A 24,561-nucleotide genomic window follows, 5' to 3' on the forward strand; every position below is an offset into this window, starting at 1 on the left:
AGACGAGACCCCGCACGAAGCGAAGCGTAGGAGGAGGCTCGGCGCTCGCCCGCGGAAAGCGAGCGGAATGCTTCGGAAAACAACAGTAGAGTCACGGTGCCAAATGAAAAAAGCGAGGTATTCAACGATTTAATCGTTGAATACCTCGCAATGTGAGAAGATATGGACTTTTTCAGTGCCCTCAAGGAACGAGGTGATTTTTTCAATCTTACTTGTAACAATCCATCTTACTAACGAAGCGACACACTGCCCTAGTAGCCAAAAGCGAATAGATGTCATTCAATATTATGAAGCATCTTCAAACTGACTATTATAAAGATCCGCATAGAATCCTTTTTCTGCAAGCAGTTCTTCATGATTACCACTTTCAATAATATCTCCGTCTTTCATAACTAAAATCAAATCAGCGTTTTTAATTGTTGAAAGTCTATGTGCAATAACAAATGATGTTCTGCCCACCATCAATTTATCCATTGCTTTTTGAATAAGTGCTTCAGTACGCGTATCAACTGAACTAGTAGCTTCATCCAAGATAAGCAATGGTGCTTTTTTAACCATTGCCCTTGCAATCGTAATAAGCTGTTTCTGTCCTACAGATAAACTTGTATTATCATTTAAAACTGTATCATAACCTTTTGGCAACGTTCGAATAAAGTGGTGCAAACCTACCGCCTTACAAGCTGCAACTACTTCTTCATCGGTTACATGTTCTTTGTTATAAATGATATTTTCCTTAATGGTACCTTCGAATAACCAAGTATCTTGCAGCACCATGCAAAATAAGTCGTGAACATTTTTACGAGTAATAGACTTAGTCGATACGTCCTCAATCATGATTTCCCCACTGTCTACTTCATAGAAACGCATAAGAAGATTAACAAGCGTTGTTTTACCAGCCCCAGTAGGTCCGACGATGGCCACCTTTTGACCGGCTTCTATATGAGCAGAAAAATCTTTAATAATAAGTTGTTCTTTCGTATATCCGAACTTAACGTTTTTAAATTCTACATTACCTTTTACATCTTTAGCATCTAAAGTGACTTTCTTTTCACTTTCATCTTTAAGCTCCTCTTCTTGTAAGAACTCAAATACACGTTCGCTTGCTGCGGCAGTTGACTGCAGGCTTGTAGCGGCCTGTGCTAATTGAGACAACGGCTGCGTAAATAAGCGGATATACACCATAAATGAAACAATAACACCAAATGTAATAGAACCTTTCACTACTAATGCAGCTCCTACTACACACACAACAACATAACCTAAATTTCCAATAAAGATCATGAGTGGCATCATCATCCCTGACATAAACTGTGCTCGCCAAGCGCTATTAAAAAGACTTTCATTGATTTCGTTAAATTCTTGCGTGGCCGCTTTTTCACCGTTATAAACCTTCATGACATTATGCCCTGAATAGATTTCTTCAATATGGCCATTTATTCTACCAAGGTCCTGCTGCTGGCGTACGAAGTACTTTCGGGATTTGGATATAATAAATGTCATGAATATAAATCCAACGAAAGTCGCAGCAATAGCAGAAAGAGCCATCGTAACATTAATATAGAACATCATAATTAAAGATCCAAAGAACATTACTCCCGCTGTCACTAACGAACCAATACTTTGGTTTAGAGACTGTCCAATCATATCCACATCATTCGTGACACGACTTAACACATCTCCGTAGGTTGTAGAGTCAAAGTATTTCAATGGTAATCTATCAATTTTGTTCGAAATATCTGAACGTAACTTTTTGGAAACTCGCTGCGTAATAGTAGCCATAATAAACGCCTGAATATAATTGAATACAAAGCTCAATCCATACAAAATAGCAAGTAACAGACCGATTTTTCCTATTGCAGTAATATCAATCTCACCGGCCATGCCATCCATTATCAAATCGGTGATCTCACTCAGCTTATTTGGTCCAATGATCGTGAAAATTGTTCCTGCAACTGCCAATACAATGGCAAAGATGATGGCTGGTAAATAAGGTTTACAATAAGCAATCAACTTTCCCATAGGCTTTTTAAAATTCTTTGGCTTTTCTCCAGGAGCCATCATAGGACCTGGACCACCTGGACCTCTTCGGGGCTTATTTGTTTGTGTATTACTCATTTTCCAACTCCTCCTTCGATAGCTGCGAATAGGCGATTTCCTGATAAGTGTTACAAGTTTTCAATAATTCACTATGTGTCCCCATACCAACGATTTTACCTTCATCAAGAACAATGATTTTATCAGCATCTTTAATCGTTCCAATTCGCTGTGCCACAATCAAAGAAGTTGCACCTTTCGTTTCTTTTTTCAAGGTAGAACGAAGTTGACGGTCTGTTTTATAATCTAGGGCAGAGAACGAATCATCAAAAATAAAGATTTCTGGATTTCTATTCACTGCTCTTGCAATAGAAAGACGTTGTTTCTGTCCTCCTGAAAGATTTGTTCCGCCTTGCGCAATAGCCGTTTCATATTCACCGTCCATTTTCTCCACAAATTCTTGCCCTTGAGCAATTTCCACCGCTTTTTTGATTTCCTCATCTGTTGATGAAGTCTGACCGTTATCACCATAGGCAACATTAGATTTTACCGTACCTGAAAATAATACGGCTTTTTGAGAAACGTAGCCAAGCTTATTATAAAGAGCTTCATGTGCATATTCTTTCACATTAATGCCGTCGACTAATACCTCTCCGTCAGTAGCATCGTAAAATCTTGGGATTAAATTAATTAGCGTACTCTTACCACTACCCGTAGAACCGATAAAAGCGACAGTTTCGCCTTTATGTGCTGTAAAACTAATATCTTTTAACACATAGTCCTCTGCATTAGGATATTTAAAGCTAACATTACGCAGTTCAATTTCACCTTCGATTCCCTTAGGCGACGTTTGCGTTGCGCCATCAATAATTGTCTGAGGTGTATTTAGTACTTCATTAATACGTGCTGCAGATACTGCTGCTCTCGGTAGCAAAATGAATGTCATTGATAATAGCATAAATGCCATAACTACCTGCATTGCATAAGATGAAAATACGACCATATCACTAAACTTACCAATTCTATCCATACCCGCTGCATTATTAATTAAATGCGCTCCAATCCAATAGATTGAAAGGGTTAAACCCGACATAATCAGACCCATCCCCGGCTGCATAAGGGCCATAAGGCGGTTCACAAAAAGATTTGTATCCGTTAAATTGTTATTTACTTTTTCAAACTTTTCTTCCTGATACCCTTGTGCGTTATAAGCATGAACAACACGAATACCGGTTAAACCTTCTCTTGTTACTCGGTTAAGATTATCTGTCAGTTTTTGAACGACTTTAAATTTCGGTAGCACAAAGATGATTAGGTTACCTATCAAAATAAGTAAAACAATGACAGCTACTCCTGTTGCCGCTGACCACTCCCAACTTTTCCCCATGATCTTCAAAATAGCCCATGTTGCAAGGATAGGAGCCTTAATCATAACTTGAAGACCCATTGCAACAGTTTGCTGTATTTGCGTTATATCATTAGTAGAACGAGTAATTAGACTTGCGATTGAAAAACCATTAATCTCCTCCATAGAGAAAGATAAAGTTTTGTTAAATACCCCTTTTCGCAATTCCTTCGAAAGAGACGTTGCTACCTTTGCCGCAAAATAGCCCACGATGATTGCCAATATCATACTGCCAAGGGCACATAAAAGCATCTTCCCTCCAGCTGTCCATATCTCGCTCGTTTTACTACCCTCTGTTTGTACAAGGGTCGTAATTTTAGCCATATAATCCGGCAACTTCAAATCCAGCCAAACTTGCCCTACTATGAACACTATGCTGGCTACAATTAGCGTCCATTCTTTTGGTTTTAAGTATTTAAATATTTTTAACATGTATGCAGTCCCCTCATTTAGTTAGCATGCTAACTATATAGTGATAAAAATTCAAAAATAGCATCTTCTTCAAGATTCAATATTCTCTTTCATAGCATCCATCACTTCAAAAAAAACTTCAAGTTTCTCTTCCGGGATACCTGTTAGTAATTGTTGTTCAAGCATTACTCTACGTGTCATGATACTATCATGTATTTTCAACGCATCTTCTGTTAAGACAATTTTTTTGAGTCTTGAATCATAAGGAACAGTTTGCCTAGTAATCAATCCATTACTTTCCATAGATTTCAGTATTCTAGACGCTGTTGATTTGCGAATAGAAAATTCTCGTTCAAAATCTTTTTGAAACACATCTGTATCTTGATTTTTGTAAAGATAACCAATCGTCCAACCATGCATGGCAGTAAGGTTATCTCTTTCCGTTTGCATAGTACATATAGTTTGATCCAATTGTCTTCTCATTAAGAGTGACAATGTACGCAACTCTAACCCAACTGATCTCCTTTTGCTCAATTTTCTACCCCCGAACTGTTAGCCTGCTAACTTTAGTATATAAAACAAGTTTATATGTAACATGGCGTACTTAACAATTTATTCGTAAGACGCTTATGCCATTAGGTGAAAGATGGATCATGTTCAGATTTATCTCCGTATTCAGTTTGCCATATTGACTGCAAAAAATTCAACAAAAAAGCAAAACCACTTTTTAGTTATGAAAATAAGTGGTGTTGCTTTGAAATAAAGTATGCTAAGAAATGACAAATAATAATGTTCATTTCACTTTTCTAAGCCTGAATACGAAAAAAATTACAGCTCGGAATTTGTTGGAAGAAACGGTTTTTTTGCAGTTTAGTTAGGCCTTAAATTTTACATATCTAATTTAGAAAAGGAAAGAATATAAAGGAGTTCCAAATCCGTACTAGAGCTCAATAAGAATTTACAATTTTCAGGAGGATAAGTATGTCTACATTTAATTTGGGTGACAAAGTACCCAATTTTACTCTTCCAGCAGTCAATGGCGAAGAATTCTCTTTTGTATCTCATCAAAACCAGCATAAAAGTTGGCATCTCATTATCTTTTTCAGAGGATCATGGTGCCCTGTTTGTCTTCATGACTTAAAAGAGCTTGAAGAAAACAAAAGTTATTTTGAAGACAAGAATGTACATCTAATTACAATCTCAACGGATCAATTGGAAAATTTAAAGAAAATGGTTGATGAGCACAATCTTACCTTTACCGTCTTAGCAGATGAAGAGTTAAAAACATTAAAAGCATATGATGTGTTTTATCACGGAGAAGAAGCACCCTATGAGGATCATGGTACGCATGGAGAGCCAGCTTATTTCCTAGTTGATGAAAATGGACAACTACTTTATCAACAAAAACAAACAAGTCCATTTGGACGCCCATCATCTACTGAACTTCGCAAGATTGTCCAGTATATTGGAAAGAATTTAAAGACAAATCAATAAATAATAATATATGATTGGGCGAAATTGTAGAGCAACATAAATAGAAAATGATCAAACTTTATTTGCAGTATACGATTGACCTAAAATTTAAAAATGCTTCAAAATAAAAGGTAATCCCATATTAGACATGACTAAGATAGGATTACCTTTTTCTGTATGTGGAATCAATTCCGTCTGTTATAACGTAATAATATAGGCTAAAACAAAGCTAATTCCAAATTCGAATTTCGCAAGTTATTAATTAGATTATATTTTCATGTTTAATTCTCTATTGGGATTATAGAATTGTAACCATTTATCAGCTTCAATAACCATCCACGTTCCAAATTCATTTAAAAACGATAACAATAAGTTTGTATCTATTATGGGTGTTATGGCATATTCAAGTGCTTTTTTCATGTCCCTTTCCTTTTCAGGGAAATATTCCGAAAACAATTTATAAGCAGGATATAAATCCCTTGTATATGTGTTTGCTTTAGTTATGACAAGTGCAAGTCCTGCTCTTACAATAATTTTCATAATCCACTTGCAACAATCTTTAATATCCTCTATATCAGAATTATCTTGAAGATCATCACAGGCATTTTTAATTTGACCTTGCAAATGAATAAGGTGGTCATTTGCTAAAGCTTCGTCAGCTTTATATCTTGGTAATTGAGGTATCAAGTCTTCTCCAAACACACATATTCCATGGGTTTTAAGTATGAAACTAATTATTGAAAAAGATGACGTATTTAAAATTTCTTCTATGCCGTAAAAACTTAGTTCAATACCATCTACACAAGTATGTTTTTGATTTAATTCTTGTTCCACTTCTTTTATCCGCTTTAACTGCAGTTTATTAGGATTTTGTTTTGTAACCGCTATTGTGTCTAAGTCAGCTACGCCTTCAATACCTATCCCTTTTGGAATAGATCCTCTTATGTACACACTATGTAAGTCATCTTGAAGATGAGTGGAATACGTATTAACCACATCGTATATCACAGGAAGAAAAATTGAGTTGATTTTATTCCAGTCTGAATGGTTAATAATGTGGCCATCTCTATCAGTAATACATAAGCTTCCAATTTCTCTAATAGTAGTCATCACATATCTCCTTCTACAATTTTAGTTGTAAATCAATCTACAACCACTCTACCTGGGTAATTTTTTATCGTTTGCCAGTAGTCTGCTGCTTTTGTTCTCTTGTAAAACTTATAAAATGGTTCTTTTTGGCGAGCAAGTTCTTTATAGACCCTAATTATTTCCTGTAAAAGATTTTCGATATGCTGTACAGGCACTTTCTTCACAAAAAGCTCCCCTGCCTGTGCGTTTTTACCCATCGGAACAGCCCCTAAATACACATCAAAGCTATCTTTCTGATATACAAGCCCAATATCATCATATACGGCATTATAGCAAGCTGATGCACAGCCATTCATATTAATGCGAATCCTGCTTGGTACTTCCAAGCCTTCAAGCTGCTGATACAGCTCCTCTGTAATCTGTGCTGCCTCCATTTTATCGCCATCACAAAAATCACAAGCCTTCATAGTTACAATCTGTCCTTGCTTTGCAATATATAAGCCCGCCTTTTCCAACTTCCTTTTGGCAGTCGTTAATTCTATTGTCGGTACGGATAGTAGTATACTGTAGGACGCAGAATATTTAATAGCGCCACTCACTCCGACTACCTCTGCGATTGTTTGAAATTGTGCTGGTGTATAATGTTTGTTGATAATGCCAGGACTCACAGCAAGACGCGTAAAATCACCTTCTCTGTTTAACTTAGCAAATGTTTTTTCAGGAACATTATGGCTAAAAGCATTAAAAGTCATTTTTACCCTCCTCCTATAAAAAAAGCTAGCACATGGCTAGCTCCTCTTCTTTATTGAAAGCTTTCTGGATAAAATCCTTGTGCCAAAATTCGAATTGCTTCAGCCGCACGAACACCTTCAGACGCTGCTGATAGTGGTAAAATAACGAAACGTTTGTTTAATACCGCTTCCGTTTCTTTTAGTGCCGGATCATTTTTTAGGAAATTAATTTTTTCTTCAGCAGTAGTTGAACCATAGTCAATTACAACGATAACTTCAGGGTTGCGCTCAACTACATCTTCTTTTGAAACGGTTGTCCAGCCAGACTCAACATTCCCAAAAATATTTTTTCCACCTGCTACTGTCACAAGTTCATTCATGAAGTTTTGGGCAGCAGTGAAAACTTCTTTCTCACCACTATCAAATACAAGAATACGTAAATTCCCCTCCTCTTGCGGAAGCTTCGTACGAATATCCTCTACATCTTTTGTCATTTGCTCAATTAACTTTTCTCCACGCTCTTCCACATGGAATATCTTGGCGATGTTACGAATATCGCCGAAAATATCCTCTAACTTAGGATTTTTAATGCTTGAAGATGTATGTAAATAAGTGTGGATGCCAAGTGCTTCTAGTTCTTCTGGTGTTCCAACACCCTTCTCACTAAACCCGCTTTTCCAGCCTGCATATAAAAAATCTGCTCCTGCATCAATCACTTGTTCCTTTGTTGGGTATTGCTCAGCTAGTACCGGAACTTTATCATAAGCTGCCTGTAACGGTGGATAAATTGCATCATCTAAATATGCTGTTCCGACCATTGAATCCTCTAAGCCTAACGCTAGCATAATCTCTGTCACATGCTGATTTAAGCTAATTGCTTTTTTAGGTGCTTGCGAATAGACTTGTGTCGTATCGTTATTGTCAATCGTTACTTCCGTTGCTCCTGCTTTTGCTGGTTCTACTTCTTCACTTTGCGATGCTGAATCCTTTTTTTCCTCGTTACCACAAGCCGCTAAAATACTTAGCATTGCGATTGCAAGAACTAGCCATACGCTTTTTAATGTCTTCATGTCTACTTCTCCTTTTTTCTAAAAAATATATTGAAAGAAATCTAAGTCTCTTAAACTAACTATAAAAATTCTCAGATATATAATAAATATGTGGCTTTTTCGTGACAGGATGTACATTAACTTCCGCATGTACACCAAACACCTTTTGTAGCAATGAGGGTGTTAATACATCAAACGGAGTTCCATACGCCGCAATTTCTCCGTCCTTTAAAACATAAATTTTATCGCAATAAGTTGCTGCAATATTTAAATCATGCAAGGCTACAATGACCGTAATCGGCAAGCTCTGTATTAAATCCATGAGCTGGAGTTGATGCTGAATATCTAAATGATTCGTTGGCTCATCTAATGCCATGACCTTAGCCTGTTGCGCCAATGCCCTTGCAACAACGACTCGTTTTTTCTCACCACCAGATAATGAACTAAAAGTCCGTTCACTTAAATGCAGTACGCCTGCCTGCTGCATCGATTCCTCGACAATAGCTAGATCTTCTTTTGTATCCACTTCCATAAGCCTTTTATGCGGTGTACGTCCCATTGCAACAAGGTCCTTAACAGTGAATTCAAAAAGCACTGGTGTTTCCTGCCCTACGACGGCTAGTTGCTTTGCTATCTCCTTTGAAGATTGCTTGTAAATATTTTCATTAAATAAAAATACTTCTCCCTCTTGAGGTTGTAGCATACGATACATATTTTTTAATAGGGTCGATTTCCCACTGCCATTAGGACCAATTATGCCCACAAACTCGCGTTCTTGAATATGTACAGAAACATTGTTTAATATTTTCACCTGCTGCACGGCAAAAGTAAGGTTTTTTGCAACGTATACCATCTAATTTTCCTCCCCGAAAGAATACATTTGCTTACGCAACATCCATATAAAAAATGGGCATCCGCATAAAGCAGTAATAATTCCAATCGGCATTTCCTCAGGTGCAATCACAATACGCGCAGCTGCATCAGCCCATATTAAAAATATCGCACCAATTAATGCACTGACTGGCAGTACAAACTTATAATTTGAGCCGACAATCATGCGTACGATATGTGGAATAATCAGGCCTATAAAGCCAATTGCACCACTTACAGCAACTAGGACACCTGTTAATAGGGAAATTAATAAAATTAGTAGCAATCGAAATTTCTCTAAATTAACCCCCAGCGTAACAGCAGATTCTTCGCCTAGTAAAAGTAAATTCAAATGACGTGCATGAAGACGTAAAATTACGTAGACGACCGTCAAAACAACGAACGGAATCATTAAATTCACCCATTTCGCTCCAGCCAGACTTCCCATCATCCAATACATCACTGCCTTTATGCCGCCCTCTTCTTTCGCCATCATCAGCATAAAATTCGTCATTGCTGACAAAACTAGTGACACGGCAATTCCGGCTAATAATAATCGAATAACTGAAATTCGCCCCTCAACTCGTGCTAAGAAAAACACGATTAGTACTGCAATCGTCGCACCTATAAAAGCCGCAAGTGATAGCGCATACATACCTAAAAATGAAAAAGCGCCAAGTAAAATAACAGACGTCGCCCCGACAGATGCACCGGAAGATACACCTAAAATATAGGGGTCTGCGATTGAGTTGCGAACTAAAGCTTGAATAGCAGCTCCCGAAATTGCAAGACCCGCTCCGACTATTATGGCAAGTACTACGCGGGGAGTACGAATTTGCCAGATGATGATTTCCTGCGAACGACTCCAATCTTCTGTAATGCCAAGTGGATTGAACGGGATATGCGACAAAATAATACGCCATACAATACTAGGTGTAATAGACACAGATCCTACCATTATCGCTAACGTCAAAGATATTAGAACGATACCAGTCAACACTAATAAGAGTAGGTTGATTTTTCTTGTTGTTGGATTTTTCAAAACGCTCTCCTCTCTTAGGGCATAAAAAAATCCCCTTGTCTACAAGAGGATGTCATAGTTAAATAAAGGGCGTCTCTTCCCAGTCACTACAACCATCCTCGTGGTTCTATGTAAGTTTGTTACTTTTATTGGCAGGTCTCCTGGCTTAGGTTCATCATCTATACGCCTTCCCATAGCTCGCTACAGTGACATATTGTATAGACTCTCCATTACAGTTGCGGGACAGCATCGGATTTGCACCGATTTCCCTTTTAAGCAAACGAACAATGTCATTCGCACCAACAAAAATTATTAAGTTATAAGAGGAACAATATCAGAATATTTTCCAGATAGCAATTACATTATATATTACATTAAAGTAAAAATAGTAATAAACGAGAGATTAATAGCTAGAAAATAGAACTGTTAAACATTAATTACTATTGGAAAAATAAAATAAATTTAGACAATAAAAATGGAAATTATAAAAATACAAAGGATTTTCTTTTCTACTTGGAAGTCATTAGGTTGAGATAACCTTCATTTCATAAAATAATTGTTTAGGGTAGTGAGAATTAATTCAACAAGATTCATAAATGCTTAATTTTAATCCTTTTTTTCAAATTCCATCTTCCAACTAAAATATTCGTTGTCAGTATTTTTTTCATATTTTAATTGAGCATCGAATTTAGAACCTTTTCTACTCGTTAAGCCTTTTACCAATACCGTTCCATCGGCTAGCAATTTCTTCACCATTGTTTTGGTAGGCTTCTTCTTCATCGTGGCTAAAAATTGATCGTTTTTCCAGATGACAAATTTACAGCCATTTTTCCAGTTACTGCAGCCGAAGCCTTTTTGTCCTTCGATCACGCTAGGGCATTTCCCCACTGCTTCGATTCTTCTTTGCTCGTGTTACTTTGCTGAGTGTCACATCTTCACTATTTTTAATCGTCTGAACGGCATTGACAGTAAAAAAATCTCATCCGCAATTACTTTTCATTAAACTCAAATTCAATTTTTCCTTCTGCCAAACGGAGTGACGCATTAAATTGTTTACCATTCTTTGACTTAAACCCTTTAACCACAGCTGTTTTACCAATCTTACATAAATCATTAATGTTCTTTTCAGTTAGTTTTTTTCCTAGTAACCTTTCTGGGAACGTTTGCTTACAACCATTTTTATAATTCGAACAACCGTAAAAACTTTTACGCAAACCTATTTTTCCTACTTTGCATGTCGGACATGGCACAATATCTTTCACAGCAGCTGGTTTAAACTGCTCAGCTTCAATTGAAAGTGACTCTAATTGTTTAGGTACCTCCGCTATTAATTGAGTAATAAACTTGCCTATGCTTTCAATAAAATGTTTTGCAGAGCCATCTCCACGACCAATTTTATTTAAGTAAATTTCCCATTTTGCAGTCATAGATGGACTTGAAAGTAATGTCCCTTCGATAGCCCGACATAAAAGCTCCCCTTTCGGCAAAACGCTCACTATGTTTTTTCGTACTTCAATAAATCCATGCTTTTTAATGGTCTCTATAATGCCACTTCGAGTTGCTTCTGTACCAATACCTTCAATCGATTTCAGCACCTCGATTTCTTCTTCATCCTCAACTGATTTACCACATGTTTTCATCATCGTAATGAGTTGCCCTTCTGTATAAGGCTTAGGAGGCGTAGTTGTGCCTTCTAGAATAGAAACCTTACTTTGTACCATTTCATCTTGGAAAACAACAGGTAACGATTCCTCACGCTCTTGCATCCCTTTTTCACTTGAAAACAATTCTTTCCAACCTTTTACAAGTTCTGTTTTCCCTACCGTTTTAAACTCTAAATTTTTGACATTCGTTATAATCGTTTTTTCATCGTATTCATAATCTTGGTGAAACATGGCGAGTGTCGTATTGACTATTTCGAAATAAATATTTCTTTCATCAGCATTCATTGATTGTAACGCTTTTTCTGTTGGCACTTTTTTCGTTGGAATAATAGCATAGTGCTCCCCAACGTTGGCACTGTCGACATAGCGTTTGTTATTCCCGCGATTAATCGCATTAAATGGCTTTCCAACGAGCTGCTGATATTTTGCCAATGATTCATTTAAATAGGCAAACTCATTATGTGTAATGAGCTGTGAATCGGTACGTGGGTAAGAAACGAGCTTTTTCTCATAAAGTGATTGCGTAAGTTTCAACACATGCGACGGGCTGTATTTCCAACGTTTATTGGCGTTGGCTTGTAATGTTGATAACGCATGTAGTTTGGGTGGTGCAATACGCTTCGTTTTGTTCGTTACACTCGTAATTAGACCTGTATCCATCGGTTCAACCCCATGTTGTTGCAATAATTGCACAGCCTCTGCACGCTCTTTTGTTTTTAACTTTGCCTTCCCTTTATATACACCATTTTGTGCTTTAAAGATCCCTTCAATTTCATAAAAATTTTCAGGCTTGAAATGTTCAATTTCCTGTTGTCTTTTATAAATTAAATATACGGTTGGCGATTGCACACGTCCGATGGAGATACTACCCTTAAAGCCTTTTTTTTGTAAAAGTAGCGTATATAGGCGACTACAGTTCATGCCTACTAACCAATCGCTAATTTGACGTGTTTTTGCTTCTTGGTACATGAGCAGATCACGCTCATTACTTTGCATATTATTAAAACCTTTTCGAATTTCCTCAACTTCTAATGAATTGATCCATAATCGTTTAACAGGCTTATTTACTTTTGTCATTTTTAAAAGTGAGTAGAAGATATTTGAACCTTCACGTTCACTATCACAGCAGTTATAAATCATTGTTACTTGCGGATCACTAAAGATTTTTTTTACTGCATTAAATTGTGAATACATTTTAGAGACAACTTTATCTTCAAATTTTTGTGGAATGATAGGTAATGATCCAAGCGACCATTTCTCCCATTCCTTTTGATATTCTTTTGGTTCCTTTAATTCAACAAGATGACCAACTGCCCAGGTAATTACTGCACCTTCAGGAAAAGTAGAACAAGGTTCCAATTCAATAAATATTTTCTCTTTTTGTTTAATTTTAAATGCATCAGCATAAGCTCTTGCTTGAGATGGTTTCTCTGCCAAAATGGCGATTTTCCCCATTAATCATCACATCTTCTTTAAAATATTTTAGTAACTTTTTAATATATAAACATAAAACTCAACTAATCAGATTAGTTGAGTTTATTATGAAATACCTTACTACTATTTTACTTTAAACAATTTAAAATATCACTTACTAAAATCTTTGTACCAGAAGCACCTTTCAAATATTTTAAAGCTCCATTCGCAAGCCAATCAATTTCGTCTAGCTTCATCAAAATTTGTGCAATTTTAACGGAATCAGGTTGCTATGATTTAACTAAGTAATTATCATTTATCTCTATATTGTTTATTTACAAATGATATATTTATGATCTTATCAACTCGTTGCCTAGCGATTCCTACCAGTTCACCTATTCTTTATTGAGAAATCCATCAGAATCCATAATTGTCAGTGCGAAAGTAATTCTTCTTTTAGGACATTATTTTTCTTAAATTCCTTTGTCACTTCACTTAAAAACACAGTATTCCATACTCTTGTTGCATTGATTAATATATTTAATGCACTCGCTCTTTGCAGTTGATCATAGGATCAATCCCTTCCTCCTTTGAGTTTTTCTGCCTTTTGCTTGTAACACCATCATTTGTCTATCATAAATTAAAAATGGCATGGTCAGTTAAGTCTTGGGAGAGAGTGATTAAGTGAATACGATGGCACCTTTATTTTTGTTAGTACTTATTTTCAGTGACTTTTTTTGCTGCCTTATTAACTGAGATAAAGATCATTAAAGCTACAAATACTAATACCCCACTGCTAATTCCTACGTAGTTTATCGAACTCAAATTAATGACTACACCGCCTAAAAATGCTCCTAAACCTATCCCCATGTATAGCGCAGATGCACTAAAGGATAGTATCATTGATGACTGCTTAGGATTTAACGAAATAAGGTATGCATTCAACGCTGGATTCATTCCGAAACCTGGGATACCCCATAATACTGAAATAAGACCAACAAGAATAATTGCCAATGTAGATGGATTTAAAAAGGTTAGCATTGAGAACGCAGCTAATAAAATAGCGAAACCCAATAGTGATAATTTAAGTGTTTTTGGAGCGCCTATACGGTCTGTTAAATAACCACCAACTAGGTTGCCGAATAAAGCCCCAATACCAAGTAATAGCAGGTAAATGCTTATATTCTCAACATTCGTGATCTCCGTAATAATTGGAGCTATATAGGTATAAGTCATAAACCCGCCTGTAGTCCCGATAATGCTAACAATTAATGTTAATACTATAATTTTGTTGAAACTTTTTAGTTTCTCTTTTATACTCACAGAAGCTTCTCGTTCAATTTTTGGTAAGAATATTAAAACTCCAATTGCAGTTACTAAAGATACCGCCGCTACGAAAACAAAAGAATAACGCCAAGTTATAGAATTTCCAATCCATGTACCAATAGGAGCACCTAAAATTAGCCCAATGGTTATACCAGCTATGACAAAAGACAAAGCTTTCCCACGCATTATATCAGGAACCAAACTTGTTGAAGCAGCCATAGCCAAAGGGGTAAACACAGCTGCTGCTAACGCAGCGATTACTCTTGTGACAAACAATAATTCAAATGAAGGTACAATTGCAGAAAGACCATTAGCAATGGTGAACACAAACATAGATAATACTAATAAAGTTTTAACGGGCATATTAAACGTTAATGTTCCTAAAATAGGGGCTCCAATTGCGTAGGCAATGGCAAAGGCTGTTACTAATTGACCGGCTGCTGCAATCGTGACATTCATATCGTTTGCAATGCTCGGTAGTAAACCAGCAATAACAAAATCGTCTGTTCCAATAATAAAAGTTCCTAACATCAAGATAAAGAGTCGATAATTCATTGTCCATTACTCCTATTCTGGCGATTTTGAACCGTACGCCAGAATTCAATTAACTCTTTTAAATGTCTTTGGGCATTTTCCAATTGCTCAATCTGTTGCCTAGTTTTGAGCAATTGCTCTTCATATAATGTTATTGCTGCACCTGCACAGTTCCAATCGCCATCCATGGGTTCGATGGAGCCACAAGCTATAACAGGCTGTATTTCATCAGTTTTAAGCCCGATATCTAGAAAAAATTGAATGGCCTTTACACGTTCTATATCTTGCTCGTCATAAACCCGATAACCATTTTCTGTTCGTGATGGTTTAATTAAACTTTTTTTCTCATAATAGCGAATGGAACGGGTACTGACACCTGTGTGGTCTGATAACTCACTGATTTTCATCTTAACGCCTCCTTCCTTATCAATATAAAGTATGACACGATGTCAATGTAAAGAGGAAATGTTAAAGCAAGCTCTATTCAACGGCCGTGATTGTAAAACAAAATTTTAAAAATCGATTCCTTATCGTATAGAAAATCGACTTTTTCAGGTTGGAAATATGCTTAGCCTACAAAATTTCCGAAATGTTGGCGGTATCCCCTTCTAAAGCTACAACTTCCGGAACAGTTCATTGTATCTTCAATAATTGCACATGTTGGCTCAAGAAGAACACTAATAAAAAAATTGCATCTGATCTTTTAAGTTAGTACCAGATACATTTTTTTGAGTTCGAAAGTTAAGTTATTAAAATTAAAATGCAATATTTTATTTAATGTACAATTGCACAAATATACAAAAACCCCTTCGTATCAACGAAAGGGATAAAAATTATAATTATGTACATAAACATTTATAGAGATATGTCAATGTCACACGCAGAAATGACCATTTGAACATCTTGTCGCTTCATGAAACTATTAATGATTCTCAGCTGTTTTCTCGCTCCAAAATCTTCTTTCCCTCTTTTTTTAGGATCCGTCTTCACCTTGTAACGAAAATTCTAGGGGATAAATGGAAAGTTATCCATCTGCCATTTTTCCATCTTTTTATCATAATCTTTGGATCAAAAAGCTGCGGAAGATGGCCGAAAGCCCATGTAATAACATAACCATTTCCTTCAAAGAAACCATCATTTCTATTTTTAATTTTTAAAGCATCTGCAATGTTTTTTGCTACGGATGGCTTCTCTACAATGATCAATCTAAGCCCACTTTAGGATCAACCTCCCCTATTCTTTTTTATATTGTATAAATCTTGCTCGACTTTTTATTAAATTTTACAAGTAAGAGTCAAATACATATCATTAGTGAAGACTTACACTAAATACCTTTTTCATTAATCTTTCTGGGACTTTTAATGATATTGGAATAACACCAAAATAGGAGTTCCTTTTTCACTTTCCCAAAGCTCAACAAAAAAGCAGTACCCATTAGGGAAATCATTTAAATACGCTTCATCATCAACGCTGATATTATTTTTATACTTTGTATTCCATTCTGACTTAACATCATTAATCGATAATTGCTCTAATTTGCTTTTTTGTTCTGTTTGATAGTTACAGATAAATATCATTTCGACTAAGCCATTAAAAATCTTTTGTTCAAGTTCTTGTAACGTAGGAGTATTTGGGGAACGTTTACTTGAAACCAATGCTTTATCGTTATAAATCTGATTTTTGTCTTTGTCTATGTAAATGCCTTTTCTTCTCACAATGCTCAACCCTTTTTGTTTATTATTAGTCTAAATGTTACATTTGGGTAGATATTTACTGTTATAAGTTCTGTCATTTAAATATATGAAAGTTTGCTACAGATGAATCACTCGTTCTTTTTTTGTGTGTCCAAATTGCCCTTATACTTAAGTAATTTTCTCAACCTCATCAAATACCAAACATTTGTTCTCAACTAATTATACTAAGATTTCAGGTAGGTTTCAAATATCAATAGTTACATTAACAGAGTCATAGTAGCGGACCATATTTAATGAAAAAGGAAGAACCGTCCTACAAATTGCAGAATGTATGATAGTGCCAATTCGCATTGAAATTAAAACCTTTATTTATTGATAAATATGATTTTATATTTATTCTTTTGTTAACAAAATAAAGAGCCGCATTAAAATGCGACTCTTCATCTTTGCATTATTTATTCCCATGACTCAGATCTTTATGGCCGAACTTCGCTAAAAAAGGGATATGTTTCGTTAGTTTGTTATAGATATTGAACAGAACTTGTACAACCGGCTCCAATATTTTGGAGAACTTGATAATGACAAAGCTTGCCCCAAATGACAGAATGGCTCCTCCAATCACGTCGGCTGGATAATGTACTCCGACGAAGATACGTGAAATCCCTACTAGGATAGCCCATACTAATACAGGATACTTCCACGAGTCTTTTCGTAATAGCAACGTACATGCTAAAGAGAATACTAATACTGAATGATCACTTACAAATGAAGAATCGTCAGCATGTGGTACTAACTGATGAACATTATACGTTATGAATGGTCGTGGATGATAGTTGACAAAGTGAATGAGTGCGTTTAAACCCAATCCAAGTAAACATGTAAAGACAATGTAAAAAGCAGTATATTGTTTTTCTGTCCTTTTTTCTTTATTTGCTGTAAACCATAAAAATAACATAAATACGATTACGACATAAGGAACGCTATCAGTGATGAAAATCATCCCTTTATCTAGTAAAGGATAGCGACCAGCTAAATCATTAATCCATTGAAATACTTCATAATTCATTTTTAAATCTCCTTGCTTTTAATTTCTCAGTAAATTAAAGTTTTCAAATATGCGCTGTTTCCAGTTGAATACTTGCTTACCCTTTCATACATGACGTCATCATACGCCTCATAGTTTCCATTCATCAACAAAACACAGATGAAACTGAAAAAATCCATATCTCCCCCAAAATCATTATCTACAATATTAAATCCTAAACTAGAAAATATTATAGTAAACTAGCAAAAATCAGTATAAAGATGATAAAATATTTTTATAAAGGGGGCTTCCAATATGGGGAAATTAAGCAAAAGGAATATACTGTGGATTGTGCCAATCGGAATTTTAGGGGTGTTCTGGTATTTTTACGGTCCACAAAAGGACATTACAGATAATGAATATATTACATATGTAAAAAACTATTCATTCGAAAATAGTAGTAAAACAATAGAATCGGGCTTTGCTAACGCTTGTCAAAATCCATACTGGGTGTATTTTGAAACTCAAAAAGGGCAGGACGTTGTAGAATTTAAAGGAGAATGTCCTGTCGATAATAAAGCCGCGAAAGTGAATGTTCAATTTTTAGTTGACCGTGATATGACAAATGTGAGAAACGGTGCAATGCTGATCGATAATAAAATGCAGGAGGAAGCAGATCGAGATAAATACCTTCTCGCTTTAGTAGGTAAATAAATAGTTAAAAGCTCTCGTTTGAAAAGCGACGAGAGCTTCTTTTTATTGAATCGAGGGATAGAAATGCCTAACTGACGGATTGAACCACTCTACCGACGGATAACTCCCCTCAACACTTTATAAAGAATTGATTATTTCACAGCTTTCCAAATGGTCCATCTGTCCTTTTCAACTATAGAACCTTCAATTGAAATCGACTTATCAATATAATTCACTAATTCATTTAATTCTTCATCGTCTAATTCGTGCAAAATACTTCTGCCTGTTCTTTCCCGTAAATCTTTTAACAATTGCTCTTTCTGTTCATAGACATTTCTTGTTTCCCATAGCTTTACTTCTTTAATCTCGCTAAACCCAATTGCCTTAAGTGTCTCAACTACTAGCTCACTACTATGTCTGCGTTTAATTTCTTGTTCCTTTAATTTTGGAAAACGCTCAAAGAAATAGCCTCTAATATGGTGGTCATCACCTTTTAATAAACAATCTTCAGGTGTCCGGTCTTGGATAATGTAAACCCCTTTATCCTCCATAATTCTGTATGCCTCTTGAAAACAAGCCTTTAAATCTCGGATATGATGAATTAAAGCTCGTTCCAGTACTAACTGGAAGCTGTCATTGTCCAAGCCTGTAGCCAATGCATTTCCTTGCTTGAAAGTAATAGTATGATAGTCTTTACAGTTTTCTTTAGCCCCAACGAGCATAGCCTGTGAAAAATCCACACCTATTACAGAAGGTACGCCCATATTTGCTAATGCTTTCGAGTAAATGCCTCCGCCACAGCCAATATCTGCAGCCTTAGAAGTATTCATGATAGGGACAAGTTCTTTCATTGCTTCCATCCACGAGTGGTCAGCTTGTCGAGTTGTATAAGTAGTTTGATTGTCTTTATTGTGAAAATCAATGCCCATCTTCATCACTCTTTTCTGTTTTTTATACCAATCTTTATGGATATACTTGCTAACATTATTTTACAACCATTTTGTATATAAGTGAAATCAATGTTAATTATTAATTTTCATAAGTTATTCTTATCACAGAAGTATCCATTCTGATTTTGAGAGTGTTTACTTTGCTTTAAACAAAATAAACTGTATCCAAATTGTTGGAGTGCAACAATTGAGATACAGTTAAAAAGTGAATCTTGGCCATTTGTTTAGATGACACAGTTATATTAAAGTGCAAATTCGATAGTTTTAGCTGTTCGCTCCGCTACAGATTTCCCCATAATTTGCTCAACAAGATATAAAGCCATATTAATTCCTGATGAGACACCTCCAGAAGTTATGAGGTTACTATCATGAATAACTTTGCTTTCTGATACTACTTGAATCTCAGGGTATTTTTCTTGTAAATTTTTTAATGCTAAATGATGAGTAGTGGCTTTTTTGCCATTTAATAATCCAGTATGGCCTAAAATATACGCACCCGTGCAAACTGAGCATATGTATTCACTATTTTTATGTTTGATAATCCACTCTTGAATTTTATTGTTTTTAATTATAGATTGCACAGCTCTTAAAGGTCCCCCTGGAATGATTAGAATATCTAATTCAGGACTATTGTCAAAACTAAAGTCAGGTACTACTTTTATTCCTGAATGCGTTTTAATTTGCTCCCCAGCTTCTGAAATGGTAAATACTTCAAATAGTTTCGTAGGTAATAATTCTTTTTTATAAAGAGTAAGAGCTTCCTCGACTTTATTCTTAGTTGTCAGTGCTAGTACTTCTGCTGGGCCAGTAAAATCTAAAACATCTACATAATCATAAAGTAAAATGCCAACTCTTTTTGTTTTCATTTTAAGATCCCCCATCGCCATGATTATTAATAGTTCTTTAAGTACGATTATAACACGATTATCCATTTAACTTATCATACAACTAATTTTGTAACTCAATGGAAAATATCATTCGTTTTTAAATGTTGATTAGATTCATCATACTACTAGCCTTCTATACTTCTTCAGTACTTATTCACAAATTTATCCCCTACTCACTATCTTTTTCAATAATTGAACGTAATCCACTAGCTTCAAAAGGTCCATTTATCATTGTTTCAGCCAACATTGTAGCAATTTCCTCTGGTGATTGTTGCATATCGTGTTGCAACCAGTACGTAATAACCCCTAATAGGGCATTTGAGTTATACGCTAATATTAATTCGATTGGAAACCTCCATTTGCTTTTATCAATACGATTAACTAGAAAAGTATTGAAATATCTCACAAAAAACTGTCTCATTTTTTCATGAAAAAATGGGTCACCATTTGGACCTAAAATTAATTTTAAGAAATCAGCTTCTTCATAAAACACATGTAAGATTCGGATCATTACAGGTAATCGTTCATCTAAAAACTGATTGACATCCAACTCTAAATTTGTAGTTTCATCTAAAATGACGTTGAATTTTTCAAAAATTTCGTTCTCGTACTGTTCTAATAAATTGTATTTATCCACGTAGTGTAGATAAAAAGTTCCTCGATTAATATTGGCACGCTCCGTAATATCTCGAACGGTGATAGCTTCAAAGTTCTTTTCAGAAAGCAAAGAGAAAAATGCTTGTTTAATATCATTTTTCGTTCGTATAATTCGTCGATCTGTTTTTGACATGGAGTCATTCCTCCCTTTTAATGAACACATTTATTTATATGTTGAGTATTGAACACTTTGGCTGCTTTTGATTATAGGAAGTGATTTTTTTAGAGTATATAATCAAACTTAGAAATAATCAACACGATGTACATTATCTGAAAGGAGAATTTTCATGAAAGAAAATAAGTTTTTCGGTATAGCGTTTGTGGCTGTACTCTTATTATCCTTCATTTTTGTAGCAACACAAATCCCTGGTGCCCATTCATCACCTAAAGATCTTCCAATCGGTCTTGTTCTTGAGGATGAAGGCAACATGGGGCAAACTTTTGTCGAGATGATACAAAAAAATTCACAAGCAACAAAGGAATCACCGTTTAAATGGGTAGTATTAAAAAATGAACAAGAAATGAAAGAAAAATTAGCGAATCAAGAATTGTATGGAGCTATTTATATCCCTATAGATTTCTCTGAAAAGTACGCTTCATTCCAATCACCAACCCCTACATCAGCAATGCTAAAAATTTATATAAACCAAGGGAAAAATGCAAACGTTGCAACTATGGTTACACAAGCTTTATCTACAATGGTTGAAAAAATGAATGACAATGTCAGCGCCCAATTATTAGCAATTACTAAAAAAAATAATATTCCGTTAAACGCTAATCAAGCACGCACTTATTCAACGCCTATCCAAAGTGAAATAGTCAATGTGCATGAAACCGGTAAATTAAGCAATGCACCACTTTCATTCTTCCAGCCTATTTGGATGAGTAGTTTAATCAGTGCTATTCTTTTATGGTTTACGGGTAGAAATCGCAAGTTTAATTCTGTATTGGAGCAACTTAAATTCCGAGGATTTCAGGCATTGATTGCCATGATCATTGGTTTATTTGGAGGCTATTTATTAACTTGGTACTCCACTTGGATGCTGGATTATGAGTTTGCAGATTTTCACCATGTTGCTCTATTTTTATCACTGACTTGCGCAACATTTATATTATTAATACTAGCTATCACTACATGGATTCAATTTGCGAGTTTACCAATTTTCGTACTTTTAATGTTCTTTGGTTTACCGCTTCTACAAATCGCACCAGAAATGTTACCTAGTTTCTATGCTAATTGGATCTATCCGTGGCTACCGTTCCGATTTATGTTTGAAGGATTAAAGGAGATTCTTTTCTTTGACGGAGAACTTTGGGGCACTGCTGCAGTAACATTATGCTGGATGGCTGTTGTAAGTATTTTAGTATTGCTTCTATCTGTAGTAAAACGTAGTTCCTATATAGAAGACGATGTTTCAGCAGAAGGATTAAGTTCTGATATGAAAGAAAGGGAAGTTTAAATTCGAGTGAAGCCATACAAAAAACTCATGCAATTATTTTTTGCATGAGTTTTTTATTTATTTTATTTTGAATCTACGGACTGGATAATGTTTAGCTCAAGGATTCGAATTTCCTTATTTAGCTTAGCAATGGCTGCTTCTATTTGTTCAAAGCGTTCTAAATGATTTTTACTGACATTGTGCGTGGGTAGCGTTTCTTTTAACGCTGCCTTCCCCGCATATAGAATTTCAAGTAAATCCAATTTTTCAAAATAAGCTGTGCTATATTGTATTCCCATTTCACAAAGCCCCTTACTATTACTTTTTCACCACTAATAAAAACCCTAGCCTTTACTAGCACTATAACCGAAAAAAGCAAGCACAAAACCATGTCTTAGTTATCATTTATTATCCAATAAAAGGTATACAATGATGCTTATAAATATATTTCTGTAGGTTAATGTCGAGTTTATCTATTTTTTAAGATGGAATAAACAAATGTATCATGCGCCTGGCCATTTTGATACATATAATCTCGAAGAATTCCTTCATTTTTAAAACCCACTTTAGTTAGTAGCTTATTCGAGGCTTCATTTTCTATAAATACAATAGCACCTATACGAGTCAGCTCCATATGCTCAAAGCCATACGACACAATTTCGGTAACCGCTTCTTGAGTATATCCTTTTCTCCAATAATCAGGATGAATTTCATAACCAATTTCCGCCCGTCTATGGATAGGCGACCAAGCGTTAAAACCAATTGTACCGATTATACCCTTTGTTTCCTTTCTTTCGATTCCCCATCTTACCCCTCTTTTTCCAGCAAAGTTCTTTGAAAATAAATTCACTAAATTTTCTGCTTGCTGTATCTCTTTAAACGGCTCAACTCCATAATAGCGAGTGACTTCTTCATTAGAAAAACAATTAAAGACACTTTCCGCATCATCCTGCGTCAGTTCTCTTAAAATAAGTCTTTCTGTCTCTAAATTAGGAAACATAGATTCTCCCCCTTTAATATCATCTATTCTCCACACTTCCAGTAAAATCCTTTAAAAACAAAGTGAGCACACCATACAGAAAGTGTGCTCACTTTGTTTAAGTGATGTTATCCAAAAATTTGCGCTGCTATAGCATATAACGTATTATTTCTTATCGGCATTTTCTCGGCGTGAAGAATCATAACAGGAGGTTTATTTGCCTCTGTAAAGCCACTTTGCTCTATCCATTTTATAAATTCAGCATGACCATATGGTACATCAATTCTTAATTTTCCATTATAATCTTTCGCTAAAATATTTATTATGAGACTGGCTGTTTTAGAATCAGGTGCTATAATCGGACCTAAAATTAGATTGATTGGCCCTAAAATAGACAATCCAAAACCTATAATATTTGCATCATAATCCTTCACAACAATACATTGCTTTGATTGCTTTATCCTATTCCGTAGAAAATTACTTCTTTTATCTCCAAAGGCAGCAGCATCTAAGCTAACAATATCAGCAAAATCACGCTCGTTAAAATCTTCAATCGTATAATCATTAGAAGCTAAGTTTTTAGCACCGCTATAATTGTCAGTCAGATATTTATGTACATAATCGACAGTGGTAAAGCCCATTTTCTTATATAACGGTTCACCATCTTTCGTTGCGACGAGCATAATTTCTGTATGCTCTGAAACACTTTCAATACATTTTTGAGTAGCTAATTTCCCTAAACCAAGCCCTCTGTAATTTTCATGTACAATGACCATACCTATCGAAGCTAAATTTGAATCATATGTGATAATGGCAGCACTTGAAACAATTTTTCCCACAGCATTTTTGTGCCCAAATATTTTACCTGACATCATCACCGTTCTAATTTCAGATTCATCGTAATCCCACCCGACAGAGTCAGAAAGTGCAATTAATCCCGAAATATCATTTGCATCGAATAATACTAACTGTAATTGATTAAATGTAGTCATTCTTCCCTCTCCCCACACAAGAACATTTGTTTCCATTATATATATATACTCTATTGTGCACAAGTGCAATTTAAAACGTAGCAATGTGAATAAGTTGATTGCAGTGGAGGCTGGGCGACTCCTCAGGGATCAGCGATTCAGAGGAACGAAGGCTAAAACCATCACGTCCTGTGATAACGCCTTCGTGACCAACATCGTGTTGGCCCGAGACCCTGCAGCGCAGCGA

General features: G+C 35.6%; 22 protein-coding genes, 3 pseudogenes and 1 riboswitch. Of the genes and pseudogenes, 3 read left to right on the top strand and 22 right to left on the bottom strand.

Annotated elements, in window-relative coordinates; genetic code table 11:
* Positions 1-285 precede the first annotated feature (285 nt).
* The 3 genes from ACMZ42_RS25415 to ACMZ42_RS25425 all read right to left on the bottom strand — a co-directional run bounded on the left by ACMZ42_RS25415 (position 286) and on the right by ACMZ42_RS25425 (position 4,321).
* Positions 286-2,115: an ABC transporter ATP-binding protein gene (locus tag ACMZ42_RS25415; protein WP_415733200.1), complete on the bottom strand. Its 1,830-nt coding sequence runs from the start codon at positions 2,113-2,115 to the stop codon at positions 286-288.
* Positions 2,108-3,871 carry an ABC transporter ATP-binding protein gene (locus ACMZ42_RS25420; protein WP_415733201.1) on the bottom strand — a complete coding sequence of 588 codons (1,764 nt, stop codon included), beginning with the start codon at positions 3,869-3,871 and terminating at the stop codon, positions 2,108-2,110. The genes ACMZ42_RS25415 and ACMZ42_RS25420 overlap by 8 nt, the downstream gene beginning before the upstream one ends.
* A 69-nt stretch (positions 3,872-3,940) precedes the next feature.
* Entirely contained in the window at positions 3,941-4,321 is a 381-nt protein-coding gene (locus ACMZ42_RS25425) for a MarR family winged helix-turn-helix transcriptional regulator (RefSeq protein WP_370083314.1), read from the bottom strand.
* Positions 4,322-4,831: 510 nt separating this feature from the next.
* Here ACMZ42_RS25425 and ACMZ42_RS25430 point away from each other — a divergent pair.
* Positions 4,832-5,344 (top strand): peroxiredoxin family protein, encoded by a 513-nt coding sequence (locus tag ACMZ42_RS25430; protein WP_402873447.1) that lies wholly within the window; start codon positions 4,832-4,834, stop codon positions 5,342-5,344.
* A gap of 246 nt (positions 5,345-5,590) precedes the next feature.
* Here the strand turns inward: ACMZ42_RS25430 and ACMZ42_RS25435 are convergent, their stop codons facing one another.
* From ACMZ42_RS25435 to ACMZ42_RS25495, 13 genes and pseudogenes are all read right to left on the bottom strand, one after another.
* The gene (locus ACMZ42_RS25435; RefSeq protein ID WP_415733202.1) at positions 5,591-6,433 is read right to left on the bottom strand and encodes a nucleotidyltransferase; all 843 of its coding nucleotides are present in this window, start codon (positions 6,431-6,433) and stop codon (positions 5,591-5,593) included.
* A gap of 32 nt (positions 6,434-6,465) precedes the next feature.
* Complete coding sequence (locus tag ACMZ42_RS25440) at positions 6,466-7,164, bottom strand: precorrin-3B methylase (RefSeq protein ID WP_415733203.1); 699 nt, start codon at positions 7,162-7,164, stop codon at positions 6,466-6,468.
* A 50-nt stretch (positions 7,165-7,214) separates the two neighbouring features.
* Entirely contained in the window at positions 7,215-8,213 is a 999-nt protein-coding gene (locus tag ACMZ42_RS25445; RefSeq protein WP_415733204.1) for an ABC transporter substrate-binding protein, read from the bottom strand.
* Positions 8,214-8,268: 55 nt separating this feature from the next.
* Positions 8,269-9,045 carry an ABC transporter ATP-binding protein gene (locus ACMZ42_RS25450; RefSeq protein ID WP_415733205.1) on the bottom strand — a complete coding sequence of 259 codons (777 nt, stop codon included), beginning with the start codon at positions 9,043-9,045 and terminating at the stop codon, positions 8,269-8,271.
* A complete protein-coding gene (locus ACMZ42_RS25455) occupies positions 9,046-10,104 on the bottom strand; it encodes a FecCD family ABC transporter permease (protein ID WP_415733206.1) in 1,059 nt (352 codons plus the stop codon).
* Positions 10,105-10,216: 112 nt separating this feature from the next.
* Positions 10,217-10,402: riboswitch (cobalamin riboswitch) on the bottom strand.
* Positions 10,403-10,689: 287 nt separating this feature from the next.
* Positions 10,690-11,056 (bottom strand): annotated as a pseudogene (locus ACMZ42_RS25460) (topoisomerase C-terminal repeat-containing protein); the annotation flags it as partial.
* Between the two features lie 16 nt (positions 11,057-11,072).
* Positions 11,073-13,202 (bottom strand): DNA topoisomerase III, encoded by a 2,130-nt coding sequence (gene topB, locus ACMZ42_RS25465; protein ID WP_415733207.1) that lies wholly within the window; start codon positions 13,200-13,202, stop codon positions 11,073-11,075.
* A gap of 394 nt (positions 13,203-13,596) precedes the next feature.
* Positions 13,597-13,728, bottom strand: a pseudogene (locus ACMZ42_RS25470) (Tn3 family transposase); the annotation flags it as partial.
* A gap of 143 nt (positions 13,729-13,871) precedes the next feature.
* The gene (locus ACMZ42_RS25475; protein ID WP_415733208.1) at positions 13,872-15,041 is read right to left on the bottom strand and encodes an MFS transporter; all 1,170 of its coding nucleotides are present in this window, start codon (positions 15,039-15,041) and stop codon (positions 13,872-13,874) included.
* The gene (locus ACMZ42_RS25480) at positions 15,038-15,427 is read right to left on the bottom strand and encodes a MerR family transcriptional regulator (RefSeq protein ID WP_415733209.1); all 390 of its coding nucleotides are present in this window, start codon (positions 15,425-15,427) and stop codon (positions 15,038-15,040) included. Before ACMZ42_RS25480 ends, ACMZ42_RS25475 begins: the two co-directional genes overlap by 4 nt.
* Positions 15,428-15,887: 460 nt before the next feature.
* Positions 15,888-16,225 (bottom strand): annotated as a pseudogene (locus ACMZ42_RS25485) (type IA DNA topoisomerase); the annotation flags it as partial.
* A 153-nt stretch (positions 16,226-16,378) separates the two neighbouring features.
* On the bottom strand, positions 16,379-16,735 hold the full coding sequence (locus ACMZ42_RS25490) for a hypothetical protein (protein ID WP_415733210.1): 357 nt from the start codon (positions 16,733-16,735) through the stop codon (positions 16,379-16,381).
* Between the two features lie 430 nt (positions 16,736-17,165).
* Entirely contained in the window at positions 17,166-17,780 is a 615-nt protein-coding gene (locus tag ACMZ42_RS25495) for an undecaprenyl-diphosphatase (RefSeq protein WP_415733211.1), read from the bottom strand.
* Between the two features lie 273 nt (positions 17,781-18,053).
* Between ACMZ42_RS25495 and ACMZ42_RS25500 the strand changes: the two genes are divergently transcribed.
* The gene (locus ACMZ42_RS25500; RefSeq protein ID WP_415733212.1) at positions 18,054-18,452 is read left to right on the top strand and encodes a glucosamine 6-phosphate synthetase; all 399 of its coding nucleotides are present in this window, start codon (positions 18,054-18,056) and stop codon (positions 18,450-18,452) included.
* Positions 18,453-18,583: 131 nt separating this feature from the next.
* Here ACMZ42_RS25500 and ACMZ42_RS25505 read toward each other — a convergent pair whose 3' ends face one another.
* From ACMZ42_RS25505 to ACMZ42_RS25515, 3 genes are all read right to left on the bottom strand, one after another.
* Complete coding sequence (locus ACMZ42_RS25505; RefSeq protein WP_415733213.1) at positions 18,584-19,360, bottom strand: class I SAM-dependent methyltransferase; 777 nt, start codon at positions 19,358-19,360, stop codon at positions 18,584-18,586.
* A 263-nt stretch (positions 19,361-19,623) separates the two neighbouring features.
* Complete coding sequence (locus ACMZ42_RS25510) at positions 19,624-20,247, bottom strand: DJ-1/PfpI family protein (RefSeq protein ID WP_415733214.1); 624 nt, start codon at positions 20,245-20,247, stop codon at positions 19,624-19,626.
* A gap of 190 nt (positions 20,248-20,437) precedes the next feature.
* Positions 20,438-21,058, bottom strand: coding sequence for a TetR/AcrR family transcriptional regulator (locus tag ACMZ42_RS25515; protein WP_415733215.1), 621 nt, complete (start codon positions 21,056-21,058; stop codon positions 20,438-20,440).
* A 154-nt stretch (positions 21,059-21,212) separates the two neighbouring features.
* Between ACMZ42_RS25515 and ACMZ42_RS25520 the strand changes: the two genes are divergently transcribed.
* Positions 21,213-22,385 carry a DUF3533 domain-containing protein gene (locus tag ACMZ42_RS25520; RefSeq protein ID WP_415733216.1) on the top strand — a complete coding sequence of 391 codons (1,173 nt, stop codon included), beginning with the start codon at positions 21,213-21,215 and terminating at the stop codon, positions 22,383-22,385.
* Positions 22,386-22,447: 62 nt separating this feature from the next.
* Here the strand turns inward: ACMZ42_RS25520 and ACMZ42_RS25525 are convergent, their stop codons facing one another.
* The 3 genes from ACMZ42_RS25525 to ACMZ42_RS25535 all read right to left on the bottom strand — a co-directional run bounded on the left by ACMZ42_RS25525 (position 22,448) and on the right by ACMZ42_RS25535 (position 24,335).
* Positions 22,448-22,663, bottom strand: coding sequence for a hypothetical protein (locus tag ACMZ42_RS25525; RefSeq protein ID WP_402873425.1), 216 nt, complete (start codon positions 22,661-22,663; stop codon positions 22,448-22,450).
* Positions 22,664-22,833: 170 nt separating this feature from the next.
* Complete coding sequence (locus tag ACMZ42_RS25530; protein WP_415733217.1) at positions 22,834-23,364, bottom strand: GNAT family N-acetyltransferase; 531 nt, start codon at positions 23,362-23,364, stop codon at positions 22,834-22,836.
* A gap of 107 nt (positions 23,365-23,471) precedes the next feature.
* Positions 23,472-24,335 carry a GNAT family N-acetyltransferase gene (locus ACMZ42_RS25535; protein ID WP_415733218.1) on the bottom strand — a complete coding sequence of 288 codons (864 nt, stop codon included), beginning with the start codon at positions 24,333-24,335 and terminating at the stop codon, positions 23,472-23,474.
* Positions 24,336-24,561: the final 226 nt, after the last annotated feature.

The organism is Lysinibacillus sp. NPDC056185, from assembly GCF_047737915.1.
GTDB lineage: Bacteria > Bacillota > Bacilli > Bacillales_A > Planococcaceae > Lysinibacillus.